7 protein-coding genes and 1 pseudogene are annotated in these 16,087 nt (G+C 54.7%); all 8 read right to left on the bottom strand.

From position 1 onward, the window contains the following. The 8 genes and pseudogenes from ABXJ76_RS02940 to ABXJ76_RS02905 all read right to left on the bottom strand — a co-directional run bounded on the left by ABXJ76_RS02940 (nt 1) and on the right by ABXJ76_RS02905 (nt 15,981). Entirely contained in the window at nt 1-1,242 is a 1,242-nt protein-coding gene (locus ABXJ76_RS02940; RefSeq protein WP_432743941.1) for an AAA family ATPase, read from the bottom strand. 97 nt (nt 1,243-1,339) lie between these two features. After that, nucleotides 1,340-5,014 carry a DUF3683 domain-containing protein gene (locus ABXJ76_RS02935; RefSeq protein ID WP_432743939.1) on the bottom strand — a complete coding sequence of 1,225 codons (3,675 nt, stop codon included), beginning with the start codon at nt 5,012-5,014 and terminating at the stop codon, nt 1,340-1,342. Nucleotides 5,015-5,407: 393 nt separating this feature from the next. Beyond that, complete coding sequence (locus tag ABXJ76_RS02930; RefSeq protein WP_432743937.1) at nt 5,408-6,295, bottom strand: aminotransferase class V-fold PLP-dependent enzyme; 888 nt, start codon at nt 6,293-6,295, stop codon at nt 5,408-5,410. Further along, nucleotides 6,295-7,643 (bottom strand): annotated as a pseudogene (locus ABXJ76_RS02925) (adenosylmethionine--8-amino-7-oxononanoate transaminase). Before ABXJ76_RS02925 ends, ABXJ76_RS02930 begins: the two are co-directional and overlap by 1 nt. 66 nt (nt 7,644-7,709) lie before the next feature. Next, on the bottom strand, nt 7,710-9,563 hold the full coding sequence (gene ilvD, locus ABXJ76_RS02920; protein WP_432743935.1) for a dihydroxy-acid dehydratase: 1,854 nt from the start codon (nt 9,561-9,563) through the stop codon (nt 7,710-7,712). A 185-nt stretch (nt 9,564-9,748) separates the two neighbouring features. Further along, nucleotides 9,749-10,969: a flavodoxin-dependent (E)-4-hydroxy-3-methylbut-2-enyl-diphosphate synthase gene (gene ispG / locus ABXJ76_RS02915; protein ID WP_432743933.1), complete on the bottom strand. Its 1,221-nt coding sequence runs from the start codon at nt 10,967-10,969 to the stop codon at nt 9,749-9,751. A 116-nt stretch (nt 10,970-11,085) separates the two neighbouring features. Continuing rightward, nucleotides 11,086-12,711, bottom strand: coding sequence for a sulfate adenylyltransferase subunit CysN (gene cysN, locus ABXJ76_RS02910; protein WP_432743931.1), 1,626 nt, complete (start codon nt 12,709-12,711; stop codon nt 11,086-11,088). A gap of 342 nt (nt 12,712-13,053) precedes the next feature. Beyond that, on the bottom strand, nt 13,054-15,981 hold the full coding sequence (locus ABXJ76_RS02905) for a calcium-translocating P-type ATPase, PMCA-type (RefSeq protein WP_432743930.1): 2,928 nt from the start codon (nt 15,979-15,981) through the stop codon (nt 13,054-13,056). Nucleotides 15,982-16,087: the final 106 nt, after the last annotated feature.

Raw genomic sequence — 16,087 nt, 5'->3', positions numbered from 1 at the left:
TCAGCCTTTGCGCACAAAGGGAAGACCACGGTAGCGGCCTTCGTAATAGCGCTTTTCCAAGTCTTCGCTTTCACGCCCCTCAAAATCATGGATAGAGCGTAATTGCGTTGCGCCGTTGGCGTCGCGCTCGGTAAGCCAGAACTGGTCGCGGCGCAATAGCTTGGCATCCATCAAATGGGTGTCGTGTGTGGTAAAGATAAGCTGGGCGGGGGAGTCGGATTTAATGTGTTTTGCCACCAAAGAGGCAACAATCTCAGGATGTAAACTACTGTCCAGTTCGTCTACTACTAGGATGCGGTTTTCTTTGGTGAAGCTTGATAGAGAACGAACGCCCCAAGGTAGCCAAAATCCGATTAAATTTTTGGTTCCTTCCGATTCTTCCTGGAAATCAAACTCGGCTTCTCCCAAAGCTGTTCGATGCGTCAATATTGTTCTACTTTTTGGTTTTGAGTCAATTGATTGCAGTAAACCCGCTGAATTAGACGCTAATTGGTCGACACGAATATTTGTGACAGGAACATCCACATCTTGTAGAAATGATGAAATCTCGTTAGCGCAGGAAGGATACTTTTCTGCAAGCTCTTGGCTACTATTTGCCCACCCATCCATATTTCCAGAAACGACTAAAAATCCAGACTGCAACCATTTCAACGGGTGCCTCAATTGATTTAAATCCTCACTACTATTTGCTACGGCTTGCGCAAGAAACAACACCTGCGGCCCGGTGGTTTTTTTCCAGAGCTCATGCAAATCTTTGCCACCTTCCAGCTGTGATCCAAAGGTATATTCGTCGCCGGAAGCCAAGTGACGACGTTCGTATAAGAGCGTTTCTTTACCTTTCGGAAAAACAAGCAGACGTTCTTCGATAATTCGATCTTGGGTTAAAGCCAGCTCAAACTCATAGCGCTGTTCGGCATAAATAAAGTGCAGTTCAACGCGGCTCGGTTGGTCGGCTAGTTGCGGGTCGAAACGGAATGGGGAAACAGGAAGAGCTATATGTTGTGCGCTGGGTTGGCGTTTAGCGGTGTCGCTAACAATGCCAAGTGCTTTTATTAGGTTGCTCTTGCCCGATGCATTTGGGCCATAAATAGCAGCAACTTTTAGCAAGTCGGGAATTTTTTCGCCTTTAACAACAGGCTTAAATACGTTATCGCCTTTCTTCAATCTAGGCGCTGCAACCATAGAAAAGGTTTGCTTTTCGCGAAAAGAACGATAATTGCTGACAGAGAACTCGATTAACATGCAGAAATACCGTAGTTGAATAGTTTATTTCGCCTATTAATATATCTTAATTTCATCTTATATGCATATTTTCTGCATTATAGCCCAATAAGTCACCTCAAAAATTAAACGCCTTAGCCTTGCCGGCCTGCACCTTAAACTGCTTCAACCAGGATTTTCCTGACAACTTTTCAGCCAACGCAACCGCAAGATGCTGCGGGTCAACGCCCATGCCCTTGTTCCGCCCCAAGCCCTGCATACAGGACGGGCAGTTGGTCAGGATGGTGGCCCTGCCCTTTTCAGGCATAGCTTCCGCCAACGATTCGCGCTTGCGATGCAGCATCGCGGCGGAGATGTCGGGACGGGACAAGGACAGCGTGCCCGCCTCTGAACAGCAATTGGGTACGGCCTGAACGCTACCGAATCCGCCGAGCTGATCGAGCACGTCCAGCGCCTTGCCGTCCAGCGAGTCATGGCACGGCGCGTGATACAGATAAGACTCGCTGCCGGTGCTTGCCAATTGCAAGTCCCGCTCCAGCGCATAGCGGGTTATATCGACCAGCCTTCCGCCGAACAACTTGGCCGCTTCCATCTCGTTCAAGCCCTCGCGGCAGGTTCCGCAGGTCACCACGCAGCCGTCGAACTCCAGATGGGTGAACATGTCCCGGATTTGATTCAGCAGGATGGTCACGCGCAAGCCGTTTTGCGAATGCATTTCGGCCTGGCCGTTGGCATAGGCCGGAAACCCGCAGCACAAGAACGGCGGCGGTAACACCACGCGGGTTTTCAAGCCCATCAGCACATGAATGGCCGCCATCGATATGTCGGACACCATGCGCTCGGAACCGCAGCCGGGAAAATAGAACACGGTGCGTTCGGCTTCCTGATCGGGCTCAAACACCAAAACCTGGTCTTCCTTGCAGTTGGGCAGCAAATCGCGCAACGTAAGTGCCGGCACGGTCGGCATCGGCGAGCTCAGTAATTGCAAGGGGTAATGTTTTGACGGGCCTTTTTTCGGTTGCAGCGGCTTGGCTAATACCGCGCCCAGCTGCTGACCTGCAAAACCGGCCCGAAGCACGCCGAAGCGGAAAACCTTATTGAAGGTCGGAGAGTCGCTGTGCAGATAGCGCAGCGTCATCTTGGTCGCCGCTGCCGTGTGCTTATAACCCCAATCGGCCAGAATTCGGCGTTCCAGTACCGATACGTCGGCGGAATCGATGTCGACCGGACAAGGCTTGGCGCATTTGTGACAGGTCGTGCAATGATCGGACACTTCTTCCAGCCATTGCAGCAGTTCGAATTTTGTCGAATATTCGCGCTGCGCGTCGAACAGCAAGGCTTCGATAATCGCGCCGATCGCCAGGTTCTTGTTGCGCGGATGATAAAACAGGCTGTCCGCCGGATGGAACACGCCGCAATCGGGTTTGCATTTTCCGCAGCGCACGCAATGGGCGATTTTGTTCGCCAGCTCTTCCAGCTGGCCGTGACGGAGGATGCGCGCTTCCAGCCCCAGCAGATTGAACGACGGCGTGAAGATATGTTCCAGCACGGCGAAATCTTCGAGCTTGCCGGGGTTCATCAGCCCGGTTGGGTCGACTTCGCGGCGATAAGCGCTTAACGCCGCGATGCGCTCCGGTTCCAGGTATTTGAGTTTGGTGACGCCGATGCCGTGCTCGCCGGAAACCACGCCGCCCAGTTCGAGCACTTTGAACATGACCTGATCGATGACTTCGCCCGAGCGCTCCAGCATGTCCCGGTCGTTGGACAGCACCGGCAAGTTGACATGCACGTTGCCGTCCCCGGCATGCATATGCGTCGCCAGCACGATGCGCCGGTCGCGCACTTCCTGATGGGCAAGGTTCACGGCGGCGATAATTTTGGGGAAGCCGCGCGCCAGTTCGGCGAAGTCCTTTTTGAACTTTTTGATGATCGACAGGCTGCGCAAAGTCTTTTCGTCGGCGGTAGGCAGCCCGTTTTTGGCGTTCGCATAAAGCTCCAGCGCAACACCGGCTCTGGCTAAAAATGAATCGGCATTGTCTTCAACCGGCGGTTCGCGAAATAATGCGGCCGCCCGGTCCAGGAATTTTATCTGCGCATAACGCTCTTCTTCTATGTTGACCTCATCGATAAAGCGGGCAAATTCGGCCAGCGTTTCCAGCGGGATCACGACATCCTCGTTCAGCTTAAAGGCATTGGTGCGCCTCGCAATCGCGCCGAATTTCTTGCGATCCGCCCAGTACCGCTCGGCCTCGGCCGCATCGTGGGCTTCAAAAAGTTCGCTGTTCGGATACTGGTCCAGAATCGCGCGTATCTTGTCGATACCGCGTTGCGTCTGATCTTCAGTATGCCCCGCAACATCGATTAGCAGCACGGCTTTGGGTGTTTTGAACCGGGTCGATTTGACCTGATAGTCGATAGCCCGCACATACTCGTCATCGAAATGCTCCAGCGCCACCAGCGTATCTTCGCCTTGATCGGGAAACGGAAACGCCTTGGACAGCTCGACAATCACGCGGCTGGCTTCTTCCATGTCCTGACCGAAAAACTCCAGGCAAATCGTGCGCGTGGCTTCGAATTTCGGATAAAGGATGAATTCCGCCGAGGTGATGATGCCGTCGGTGCCTTCCTTTTGCAGGCCCGGAACGCCGCCCAAGGCCTTGTTGGTGATGTCTTTCCACAGGCCTTTCTTCCTGATCTCGCTGCCTTTTAAAACAATGGTTTTGATCGACTCGCCGCTGGTCATGTCCGCTACTTCGAAAGTCACGTTATCTTCCGGCAGGATTTTACGCAACTGATGGTCGGTTCTGCGCACTTCCCAACGCTTGCCGCCGGGCATCGCCATCCGCCAGGAAATCAGGTTGTCGATGCAGGTGCCCCAGCGCACCGCGCACTTGCCGCCGGCGTTTTCGGCTATATTGCCGCCTATCGAGGACGCCCAGGCGCTGGTGGGATCGGTGGCAAACACCAAGCCCCGGCTGCCGGCGTATTGATGGGCTTTTTCGGTGATGACGCCGACTTCAACTTCAAGCACCTGTGCCGTGGCGGTCTGCCCATCCCAAAGCTTGAATGCCATGTCCCGCGTGCCGCGAATGCGGTCAAGCTTTTCGGTGTTGATCACCACGCAGTCCGGCCGCAACGGAACTGCGCCGCCGGTTAGCCCGGTACCGCCGCCGCGCGGCACCGCTTTGAGTCCCATTTTGGCGATGGCTGTGAGCAGCGGCGACAGTTGCGCCTCCTTCTCAGGCATCACCACCGCCACCGGCAGATACAAGCGCCAGTCGGTCGCATCGGTAGCATGGGAAACCAGCGTGAACGGATCGAACAATACGTTACTGACGCCCGTCACAGCGCCCAGCTCCCTTTTCATCCGGCGGCGCAATCCGGGCACTTTTTCGACGTCGTTGCGAAAATCGTCCAGCAGTTGGCGCGACGCGACCAGCACCTTATGCACTCGGGCTTCGTCGCCGATATTCTGTTCGATGATGCCCAAGTGCTTTTCGGCATTTTCGAACATGCGCTTGCGTCTGCCGGCCGAGCTGACCAGCTCCTGAAACAGGTAAGGATTGCGGCGGTAAATCAGGATCTCCCCGAAAAAACGCATCAGCAAGCGGGCGGAGCGCCCGGTGACGCGCCGGTCGCGCAATTCCTCCAGAATCAGGGCTATCTCCGTCCCCAGCAGGAACGACACGACCTGCCAATCGTCCGCAGACGTGTAGTTGAACGGAATTTCCCGGTAGCCTCTGGGAATGGTTATCGTAGAGTTGGATTCAGTTTTCAATGTAGTCGGCGACATGTTCAATCCTGTCCGGGGTAGTCATCAGAACGTATTGTCTCTTAAATGATTGAGACGGTGCAGGTATTCGTTTTTCTGGAATCGTATCTATAGTGTTATACAGATAAATTATGACGAATCTTCGTGGGGCTGTGTGTCACGGCAGGTTATTCACCACGAAGGCGCGAAGAAAAAACATAAACTTCGTGTCCTTCGTGGTGAATAAAAGTAACTGACGCCGAAATGTTCCTTCAAAGCAACGGAGTAGGGCGTGCCGCGCGCGCCAGAAGGAAGTTAAGTATCAATTTAACCCTAAATGGAAAAGGCGCGCGCGGCACGCCCTACGTTAAGTAACAAGCATTGCTCAGTAAGAGGAGCTTCGCTTAAAGTTCCTCCTACAAAAATCCCTTACCGCTAAAAATCCTTGCCGCTCTGAATCCGTCTCACTGTTTTAACCAACAGATCGACTTCCTCATGGGTATTGTAAAACGCCAGTGACGGACGCACGGTGCTTTCCAGGCCGAAACGACGCAAGATGGGTTGAGCGCAGTGATGGCCGGTGCGCACCGCAATACCGGCGCGGTTTAATGCGACGCCAATATCCTGGTTGCTGTGTCCTTCCAGTACAAACGACAATACGCTGGTTTTTGCAGCAGCCGTGCCGATCAAACGCAAGCCGGATATGCTTCTTAACGCATCCATCGCATACACCAGCAACTCGTGCTCGTAACGGGCGATATTGTCGATACCGATTTTCAGCAGGTACTCCAATGCAGCGCCCAGTCCTACCGCATCGGCGATATTGCCGGTGCCTGCTTCAAAGCGGGCGGGAGCGGGTTGATAGACGATTTTTTCAAAGGTCACATCTTCTATCATATTACCGCCGCCTTGCCATGGCGGCATGGCTTCCAGTAATTCCGCTTTGCCGTACAACACGCCGATACCGGTCGGGCCGAATATTTTATGCCCGGAAAACACGAACCAGTCGCAATCCAGCGCCTGTACATCGACGCGCAAATGCGAAACCGACTGAGCGCCGTCCAGCAGCACCCGCGCACCGACCCGATGCGCCATCTCGATCATTTCCCGAGCGGGCGTCACCGTGCCCAGTGCGTTGGAAACCTGCGTGAACGACACCAGTTTGGTATGCGAATTCAGCAGTTTTTGATATTCGCCCCCCGGCAAGCCGAAACCTTGCGGTATTGCCAATTTATCAGCCCCCGCCAACGGTGAAGTCAATCCGTTCGACACTGCCGAAGAAGCGATGCCGAGACGCGATCCGTCGCAAGGCAAAACGCACATCAGTCGCGCACCGCGTATTGAATGCCTTGCCAGGCAACTTCGATCATCAGTGCGATCTCCTGTTCCGTGATCACATAGGGCGGCATGAAATAGATGACATTGCCAATGGCCGCAGCAACACGCCACGATCGAGCGCATACTGATAGACCCTCAAGCCTCGCCGTTGCTGCCACGGGTAAGCTTCACGCGTTTGTTTGTTTTTGACCAGCTCAATGGCGACGATCATGCCGGTTTGCCGAACCTCGGCAACGTTGGGATGATCCCGGAAGCGTTCGACTGCTTTGGCCATGACAGCCGCCAACCGGCGATTGTTGCCGAGTACATCCTGCTGCTGAAACAGGCCGATAGTTGCCAGTGCCGCCCGGCAACCCAGCGCATTGCCGGTGTAGCTGTGCGAGTGCAAAAACGCGGTGAGGTTTTGGTAATCGTCGTAAAACGCCCGATAAACCGTGTCGCTGGTCAACACCGCCGACAATGGCAGATAGCCGCCGGTCAGTCCTTTGGACAGACAGATGAAATCCGGGCTGATGGCCGCCTGTTCGCAGGCGAACAAGGTGCCGGTGCGACCAAAACCAACCGCTATCTCGTCGGCGATCAGATGTACGCCGTATCGGTCGCAAGCCTCGCGCAGCAGGGTCAGATAGACAGGGTGATACATGCGCATGCTGCCGGCGCATTGCACCAGCGGCTCGACGATCACCGCACATACCGAATCGGCGTGTTTCGCCAGAGCTCGCTCCATATCCGAGAAACGGCGAATTGAATAATCTTGCCAAGTTTCGCCGTTTTCACGATAGTAGCAATCCGGACCGGGTACCGTGATGACATCCATCAGCAGCGGCGCATAGGTTTCCTTGTACAGCGCAACATTGCCGACCGCCAGTGCGCCAAGTGTTTCGCCGTGGAAACTGTTTTCCAGCGTAATGAATTGAGTTTTTTGAGTTTTACCGAGATTGCGCCAATAGTGAAAGCTCATCTTCAGCGCCACTTCGACGGCTGACGAACCGTTATCGGCATAGAAGCATTTATCCAGTCCCGGCGGCGTGATTTCAACCAGTTTTTCGGCTAATGTCAGCGCTGCTTCATGCGTGAAACCGCCGAGAATCACGTGTTCCAGAGTATCGAGCTGTTGCTTGACCGCCTGATTGATAACCGGATTGGCATGCCCAAAAAGATTCACCCACCAAGAACTGATCGCATCCAGATAACGCTTGCCCTCGAAATCTTGCAACCAGACACCCCGGCCGGATTTGATGGGGATCAACGGCACTGATTCATGATCCTTCATCTGGCTGCAAGGATGCCAGAGCACCTTCAAATCGCGTTGCACAATCGTTTGATTATTCATGACTTACCGCCGAAGCCTGTTTGAGAATTCAAAAACCGAACCATTAATCTATCCGAAATCTTCAACTTAGTTGCGCTCAACTTGGGAAACGTCTCTCACGGCACCTTTGGCGGCCGACGTGGTCATGGCCGCATAAGCTCTCAGTGCCGGGGACACATGTCGTTCGCGCTTGACCGGCCGCCAGGCCTGTGCGCCGCGGTTTTCCATGGCCGCTCGGCGCCGCTCCAGCTCTTCATCCGCCACTGCCAAGTGAATACGACGGTTGGGGATATCGATCTCGATGGTATCGCCTTCTTCCACCAAGCCAATCGCGCCGCCTTCGGCTGCTTCGGGCGAGGCATGGCCGATAGATAGGCCCGATGTGCCGCCGGAGAATCGTCCGTCCGTCAGCAGTGCGCAGGCTTTGCCCAGACCCTGGGATTTGAGATAGCTGGTGGGGTAAAGCATTTCCTGCATACCGGGACCGCCCTTTGGCCCTTCGTAACGGATAACCACTACGTCGCCGGCGACGATTTCGTCGTTCAGAATGCCGGCCACGGCAGCGTCCTGGCTTTCGAAAATTCGAGCGCGGCCGATGAATTTGAGGATGCTGTCGTCCACGCCGGCGGTCTTGACGATACAGCCCTCCAGCGCGATGTTGCCGTAGAGCACGGCGAGGCCGCCATCTTGTGAATAGGCGTTCGCTTTATCACGGATGCAGCCCTCGGCGCGGTTGTCGTCCAACGTCGGGTAGCGCATGGATTGCGAGAAGGCGATGGTGGTCGGGATGCCGCCGGGCGCGGCACGGTAGAAATCTTTCACCGCCTCATCGCTGGTGCGCTGAATATCCCACTGCTCGAGTGCGGCAGCCATGCTAGGCGCATGCACAGTCGGCACATCGCGGTTGATCACGCCGGCGCGATCCAGTTCGCCCAGAAGGCCCATCACGCCACCGGCGCGATGGACATCTTCCATGTGGTATTTCTGCGTGGCCGGAGCGACCTTGCTCAAACATGGCACGCGGCGGGAAATGGCATCGATGTCGCTCATGGTGAAATCCACCCCCGCCTCATGGGCCGCGGCCAGCAGATGTAGCACGGTGTTGGTGGAGCCGCCCATCGCCACATCCAGGCTCATGGCGTTCTGGAATGCATCGAAGCTGGCGATGGAGCGCGGCAGGACAGAGCTGTCGTCCTGTCCATAATAACGTTTGGTCAGCTCTACGATGATACGACCCGCACGCAGAAACAGCTGTTTTCTATCCGCATGTGTGGCGACGAGGCTGCCGTTACCCGGTAATGACAATCCCAGCGCTTCGGTCAGGCAGTTCATGGAGTTGGCTGTGAACATGCCGGAGCAGGAACCGCAGGTCGGACAGGCGGAGCGCTCCACTGCGGCGACCTGTTCGTCGCTGATGCTGTCATCGGCGGCTGCCACCATGGCGTCGACCAAATCCAGCGCACGGGTTTCGCCGTTCCAGTTCAGCTTGCCCGCCTCCATCGGCCCGCCAGAGACAAAAATGGCGGGGATGTTGAGACGCAGGGCAGCCATCAGCATGCCTGGGGTGATCTTGTCGCAGTTGGATATGCACACCAGCGCATCGGCACAGTGGGCATTGACCATGTATTCCACACTGTCGGCGATCAGATCGCGGCTGGGCAGTGAATACAGCATGCCGGCGTGGCCCATGGCGATGCCGTCGTCCACGGCGATGGTATTGAATTCCTTGGCCACGCCGCCGGCTTGTTCAATTTCCCTGGCGACGAGTTGACCCATGTCCTTGAGATGGACGTGGCCCGGCACGAACTGAGTGAAGGAGTTGGCAATGGCAATGATCGGCTTGGAAAAATCCTCATCCTTCATGCCGGTGGCACGCCACAGTGCGCGTGCACCGGCCATGTTGCGGCCCTGGGTGGTAGTGCGGGAACGGTATTGCGGCATGGTGAACCTCGAGGGCTTGAGAAACTATTGCCGGGAAAACCCGGCGTGTTACACGTACAAGGCGAGCCTTGTACTCCGGTATGGAGTTCAACGTCGGCTTTGCGATGCACTGTTGTTTCGGAGTTCAAAGCTAGCTTTGAGCGATAATTGTTGTCAACGATCATGGATAAAAATAGTGCGCTGCTTCAATGCGCACCGTAATGCGACTCGATATAACGTTCGACCAAAGCCTGGAATTCTTCGGCGATTTTGTCGCCTTTCAGGGTGACGGTTTTGACGCCGTCCTCGAATACCGGCGCCACCGGTGATTCGCCGCTGCCGGGCAGACTAATGCCAATGTTGGCGTTTTTGCTTTCGCCGGGGCCATTGACCACGCAACCCATCACCGCCACTTCCATGGTTTCCACGCCTTTATATTTATCCTTCCAGACCGGCATTTGATCGCGCAGATAACCCTGAATGTCTTGCGCCAGCCTCTGGAAATAGTCGCTGGTGGTGCGGCCGCAGCCCGGACAGGCGATGACCATCGGCGTAAACGAACGGAAACCCATGGTTTGCAGGATTTCCTGGGCGACGATGACTTCCCGGGTACGCGACGCGCCGGGTTCAGGGGTCAACGAGACGCGAATCGTATCGCCGATACCTTGTTGCATCAATACGCCAAGGGCCGCTGCCGAAGCCACCATGCCTTTCGAACCCATGCCCGCTTCGGTAAGCCCCAAATGCAGGGCATAATCGCAACGGCTAGACAAATCTTCATAAATGCTGATCAATTCCTGCACGTTGCTGATTTTGCAGGACAGGGTGATTTTGTTTTTGCCCAAACCCAATTCCCGGGCCTTGGCGGCGCTTTCCAGCGCCGATAGGATAATGGCTTCCCGCGTTACTGCCGACAAATCTCTTGGCTTGGCCAATTGCCGATTTTCGTCCAACAATCGGGTCAAGACCATTTGATCGAGACTGCCGCCGTTGACGCCGATGCGCACCGGTTTGTCGTAGCGGCAGGCAAATTCGATCATTTGCTGAAATTGTGGATCGCGGGCCTTGCCTTTGCCGACGTTACCCGGATTGATGCGATATTTGGCCAGCGCCTGCGCGCAGTCCGGGTATTTTTCCAGTAACTTGTGCCCGTTGAAGTGGAAGTCACCGACGATCGGCACTGAAAAGCCTTTTTGTTCGAGCCGGTTGACGATCTCCGGTACGGCTTTGGCCGCTTCTTCGGTGTTGACCGTGACTCGAACTATTTCTGAGCCGGCAGTCGATAACTCGATGATCTGCTGCACGCTTGCCGCCACATCGGCGGTGTCCGTGTTGGTCATCGACTGCACGACAATCGGCGCACCACCGCCAACCTTGACGTTACCGACTAATACTTGTTGCGTTTGTTTTCTGGGTTGAATCGACATAAATTATCTGTTTGCAATAAAAATAAAGGTGCAAGGCTAAAGACTAAAGGGTGGCCTCAATGTTAATGTGAGATTTTTTCGCCTTTGGCCTTACTGCTTTCGGCATAGCTAATTAATTAAAAAACTGTTCCACGATTCACCAGTGTGCCGTATATGTCATCGGCTTTATATTGATCGCAATCAAACGCCAGATCGGCGGCAGAAGGCTTGTGACCCAGACACAGGCAGAGCAGACCGGCGTTTTTGATCGCAAGCGCCAATTCGTCGCCGGCATGCTCCAAAACCGTTACAGCATGACCGGTATCGAACAGTTTGCGCTCCAGACGATAAGCCGTCTGTTTGGCGTTGCCGCCGCTCAAGAGGATGATAGAGGCGGTCTGGCCGAAGCGGGTAGCGCGTTCTTCGGCTGTGACCGGCGACCAGTCTTCGGCGCTGGCGTCGCCAGTGATCATGCCGGCGCCGACGGTGGCGTTGGTCAGTCGGTCGATGACGATGAACGAGCCGGTGGCTTTGTTGCGTTGGTACGGATCGAACACCACCGGTGCATTGACAACGACGGTGCAGGAGCCGATTTCGTTGAGCTTCAGCTCGTTGGCGTCGTGGTGTTCCAGCGTATTGACATCGATGCGATGATGAATCATCGATACCGAGCCGGAAACGCTGCGGGTTGCCAGCTTAATCACATATTGCCGGCCCGGCATCATTGCTTGCTCGGTCATCCAGACTATAGTGGCCTTGAATTTATCGGCCACAGTCGGCGTATTGGCTTGCTTGCCGATAATCAAATCGCCTCGGCTGATGTCGATTTCGTCTTCCAGCGTCAAGGTCGCAGCCATAGCGGCGGATGCCTGCTCCAACTCGCCATCGTAGGTGACGATAGCTTTGATTTTGCTGGATTTGCCGGACGGCAATGCAGTAATAATGTCGCCTTTATGGAACACGCCGGAAGCTACCGTGCCGCAAAAGCCGCGAAAATCCAGGTTGGGACGGTTGACGTATTGCACCGGGAAACGGGCGTCAACGAAATTGTGGTCGCCGGCGATTGCGATGCTGTTGAGCAGCCCCATCATCGGCTTGCCGGTAAACCAGGGCATATTGGCGCTGGGGTTGACGACGTTGTCGCCATCCAGCGCCGACATCGGAATGAAATGAATGTCGTGTAAATCCAATGTCTTCACAAACGCCAGATAGTCGACTTTGATTTTGTTGAAAGTCTCTTCGCTATAGCTAACCAGATCCATTTTGTTGATGGCGACGATGACGTGCTTGATACCCAGCAACGAGACGATAAAGCTGTGCCGTTTAGTCTGGGTTTGCACGCCGTAGCGGGCGTCGATCAAAACCACCGCCAAATCGCAGGTCGACGCGCCAGTGGCCATGTTGCGGGTGTATTGCTCGTGTCCCGGCGTGTCGGCGATGATGAATTTGCGGGTCGACGTCGAGAAATAGCGGTAGGCCACGTCGATGGTGATGCCTTGCTCGCGCTCGGCCTGCAAACCGTCGACCAACAGCGCCAGATCGATCTTGCCGGCGCCGGTGGTACCGGATTTAACGCTGTCGGCTTGCACCGCCGCCAGCTGGTCTTCGTAAATCATTTTCGAGTCGTGCAGTAGGCGGCCAATCAACGTGCTTTTACCGTCGTCAACGTTACCGCAGGTTAAAAAGCGCAACAGTTCCTTGCGTTCGTGTTGGGCCAGATAGGCGTTGATGTCAGTGCTGATTAAATCGGATTGGTGGGACATAAATTAGGTTCAAGGTTCAAGGTTCAAGGTAAAAGTGTGCGGACTTTAATAAGGCCTGATAGCATTTTCTGCAGTCGCCGCCAGCCAATACAGCAAATAAAGGGGGACCGTAAGGGCTACAATAGCGAATAAGCCTTTTAAAATGTTTTACTGATTTGTTTCATTTTGTCTCCTGGTTTTTGATGGGGTGTGCTTAGAAAATCGCCTTAGCATTGGGTCGACTATTTGGCTACCCGCTTAAGACGGTACAGTGTTAATAGGCTACGGTATGCGGAGTGCAAGCTTCGCTTGCAAACAGGCGAAGCCTGTACTCCGAACTTGCTCCGGCTTACTTGTAACTGGCTATTTTTTAAAACTCCAACGCAATAGCAGCCACAAAAATTTGCGCAATTCCTCAAGGATGAGTACAAACGCGGCAACGCCGGTCGCAATCAGCCAATCCGTCTGCGTCAATGTTGTGGTATGGAAGATGGCTTGCGCAGGCGGCCAGTGAATAACCAGTACCTGCAATGAAATCACCCCGAAAATAGCCACCCAGAGCATTCTGTTGGAGCAGAAATGCCGGTTGAAAGCGGTGCCTTTTTCAGCCCGGGCATTAAAAACATTGAACACTTGAAACAGCACGAAAGTAGTGAAAGCCAGCGTTGTAGCATGCGCCGCATTCCCCCCGCCCGGCAGGCTTGCGGCATACACACCCTCCGCCTGTAAGCCGTAATATAAAATCCCCAAAGTACCGATAGACATGGTCAATCCGTAGCTGAGAAGATTGCCGAAGCGCCGCAATGACAGTATCCGCGCTTTAGGGTCGCGCGGAGCTTCGTCCATGCTGCCGGTGCGGACGGGATCAACGCCCAGCGCCATAGCCGGCGTGCCGTCCATGATGATGTTAATCCACAGCAATTGCACTGCGGTAAAGGGCACCGGCATGCCCAGCAGCGGTGCGCCGGCCACCGTCATGATAGCGCCGATATTGGTGGAAAGCTGAAAACGGATAAATTTGACCATGTTGTCGTAAATCCCTCGCCCTTCCTTGACCGCCGTGACGATGGTGGCGAAATTGTCATCGGTCAGTATCATCGTTGCCGCTTCTTGGGCGACATCGGTGCCGGTGATGCCCATGGCGATGCCGATATCGGCGCTCTTCAGGGCTGGGGCATCGTTGACGCCGTCGCCTGTCATCGCAACTATGTGGCCGTCGGCTTTCAGGGCTTTTACAATCCTGACTTTCTGTTCGGGCGCAGTGCGGGCGAAGACGGCGATGGCGTTGATGCGTGCGGCCAGAGCGCGATCATCCAAAGCAGCCAATTCCTTGCCTTCAATGACTTCACCCAGCAAACCGAGCTCCTTGGCAATCGCCTTAGCGGTCACCTTCTGGTCGCCGGTGATCATCTTGACTGCAATGCCGGCCTGCTGGCAGAGCTTGATGGCCTCGCGGGCTTCGGCTCTTGGCGGATCCATTAAACCTACCAGCGCGACAAAGGTAAGTTCCTCGATGTATTGGAACAGATCGCCATCAAGCTGAATTGTTTCGGCGGGCAGCGTTCGCACTGCCACTCCCAGTACCCGCAGACCGGTGCCGGCCATGATTTCGTTTTGTGTCAACAGCGTGTCTTGCTGAATGGGGACAGGGCTTCCATTGTTATCGACAACCGATTGACACCTATTAAGCAATACTTCCGGTGCGCCTTTAATGAACACCTTGATCCCGTCGCCATGACGATGAAATGTCGCCATGAATTTATGCTCGGCATCAAAAGGGATTTCGGCAATTCGGGGTAGTTGGCTGTTTGCCTGCTCCTTGTCGATACCGCCTTTAACGGCAAGCACCAGTAATGCGCCTTCCATCGGGTCGCCCACTACCTGCTTCCCTTGCAAATGGCTGTTATTGCACAAAGCCAGCGGCAACAATAAATCCGACAGATCCCTAGTCGAAGTGTTTGGCAAAATTTCACCGGCAATGTCATAACCTTCGCCGCTAACGCTATAGCTTTGGCCTTTATAGAAGATTGACCGCGCAGTCATTTGGTTAACCGTCAAGGTGCCGGTCTTGTCGGTGCAGATCACCGTGGTACAGCCCAGCGTTTCCACGGCGGCCAGACGTTTGACGATGGCCCGCTGACGCGCCATACGGTGCATTCCCAACGCAAGCGTTACCGTGACCACCGCCGGCAAGCCTTCGGGGATGGCAGCCACGGCCAGGGCGATGGCGGTAAAAGCCGTCTGGATCAGCGGTTCTCCGCGCCACAGGGCGCTGACAAACAAAACGACAATGACCGCCAGCGCAATCAGCGCCATGCGTTTACCCAGGCTGTCGAGCTGAATTTGCAGCGGCGTGGATCCGTCTTCTGTTTGCGTTAACAGGTTCGCCAGTTTGCCGATTTCGGTTTCCATGCCGGTGGCAGTCACCACCATTTCAGCACGGCCACGGGTGACGGCATTGTTCATATAAAGCATGTTGCTACGTTCGGCGAGAGGCGGGGATGCCATCGTAAACGCCTGTTTCTGCTTGGCTACGGGTATCGACTCACCAGTCAGCGAGGATTCATCGACTTCCAGGGTATGAGCCGATATTATGCGGCCATCTGCGGGTATTTTGCTGCCTGCTTCGAGGATGACAATATCCCCCGGCACCAGCTGGTCGGCAGACAGTTCAACATTACTACCGTCCCGGCGTACCTGGGCCCGCAACGCAAGCATCTTTTTTAGCGCAGCCAGCGATTTTTCGGCCTGAAATTCCTGATAAAATCCCAATAGGCCGTTAATGACGACTACCACCAGAATCACTATGCCATCTTTTAAATCACCGATAGCGGCAGCCAGGATGGCCGCAGCAATCAACACCAGAATAAGAAAACTCTTGAACTGGGATAGCAGCAAATGCCAGGCAGGGTGCGGCGGCTTCTCGGTCAGCCGGTTGGGGCCGTAACGGTGTAATCGATCTGCGGCAGCTGTTTGGCTTAAGCCGGTGCCATGATCAGAGGCCAATTCATGGAGTGCTTCTTCTGCTGACAGTGTATGCCAGGCAGGTCTGGTTACTGCATCTGGATAGGATGCCGTATTGTCCTGTGCAGAGCTGTCAACAAGTCGCCTAGGATGGCGTGTATGCCGCAAGCTTGCCTCGAACAGGCGCGGTGGGCGACGTTTATAAAAACAACGCCTCGCGGCTAACCAAATCAATGCACCTGAAATTGCTACTACTATGGCGATTGCCAGTAAGTCAGCTACTTCTATAAAAAAATCACTATTGAATAAATCATTAACCAGTGGCATTACGGTGTATCTCCATTGTTAGGTGTAATGTATCGGCTCAAACCCAATCGGCGCAATTGCCTGTCAAAACCGGATAGCCGAAAAGATACGCACAGCGTGCATTCGT

Source organism: Methylobacter arcticus, assembly GCF_050917435.1.
Lineage (GTDB): Bacteria > Pseudomonadota > Gammaproteobacteria > Methylococcales > Methylomonadaceae > Methylobacter_A > Methylobacter_A titanis.
This window is presented reverse-complemented; position numbering and strand designations above follow the sequence as displayed.

Coding starts and splice junctions, on each gene's coding strand:
- ABXJ76_RS02940 (WP_432743941.1), bottom strand. CDS start 1,242: ATGTTAATCGAGTTCTCTGTCAGCAATTATCGTTCTTTTCGCGAAAAG.
- ABXJ76_RS02935 (WP_432743939.1), bottom strand. CDS start 5,014: ATGTCGCCGACTACATTGAAAACTGAATCCAACTCTACGATAACCATT.
- ABXJ76_RS02930 (WP_432743937.1), bottom strand. CDS start 6,295: ATGTGCGTTTTGCCTTGCGACGGATCGCGTCTCGGCATCGCTTCTTCG.
- ilvD (WP_432743935.1), bottom strand. CDS start 9,563: ATGCCGCAATACCGTTCCCGCACTACCACCCAGGGCCGCAACATGGCC.
- ispG (WP_432743933.1), bottom strand. CDS start 10,969: ATGTCGATTCAACCCAGAAAACAAACGCAACAAGTATTAGTCGGTAAC.
- cysN (WP_432743931.1), bottom strand. CDS start 12,711: ATGTCCCACCAATCCGATTTAATCAGCACTGACATCAACGCCTATCTG.
- ABXJ76_RS02905 (WP_432743930.1), bottom strand. CDS start 15,981: ATGCCACTGGTTAATGATTTATTCAATAGTGATTTTTTTATAGAAGTA.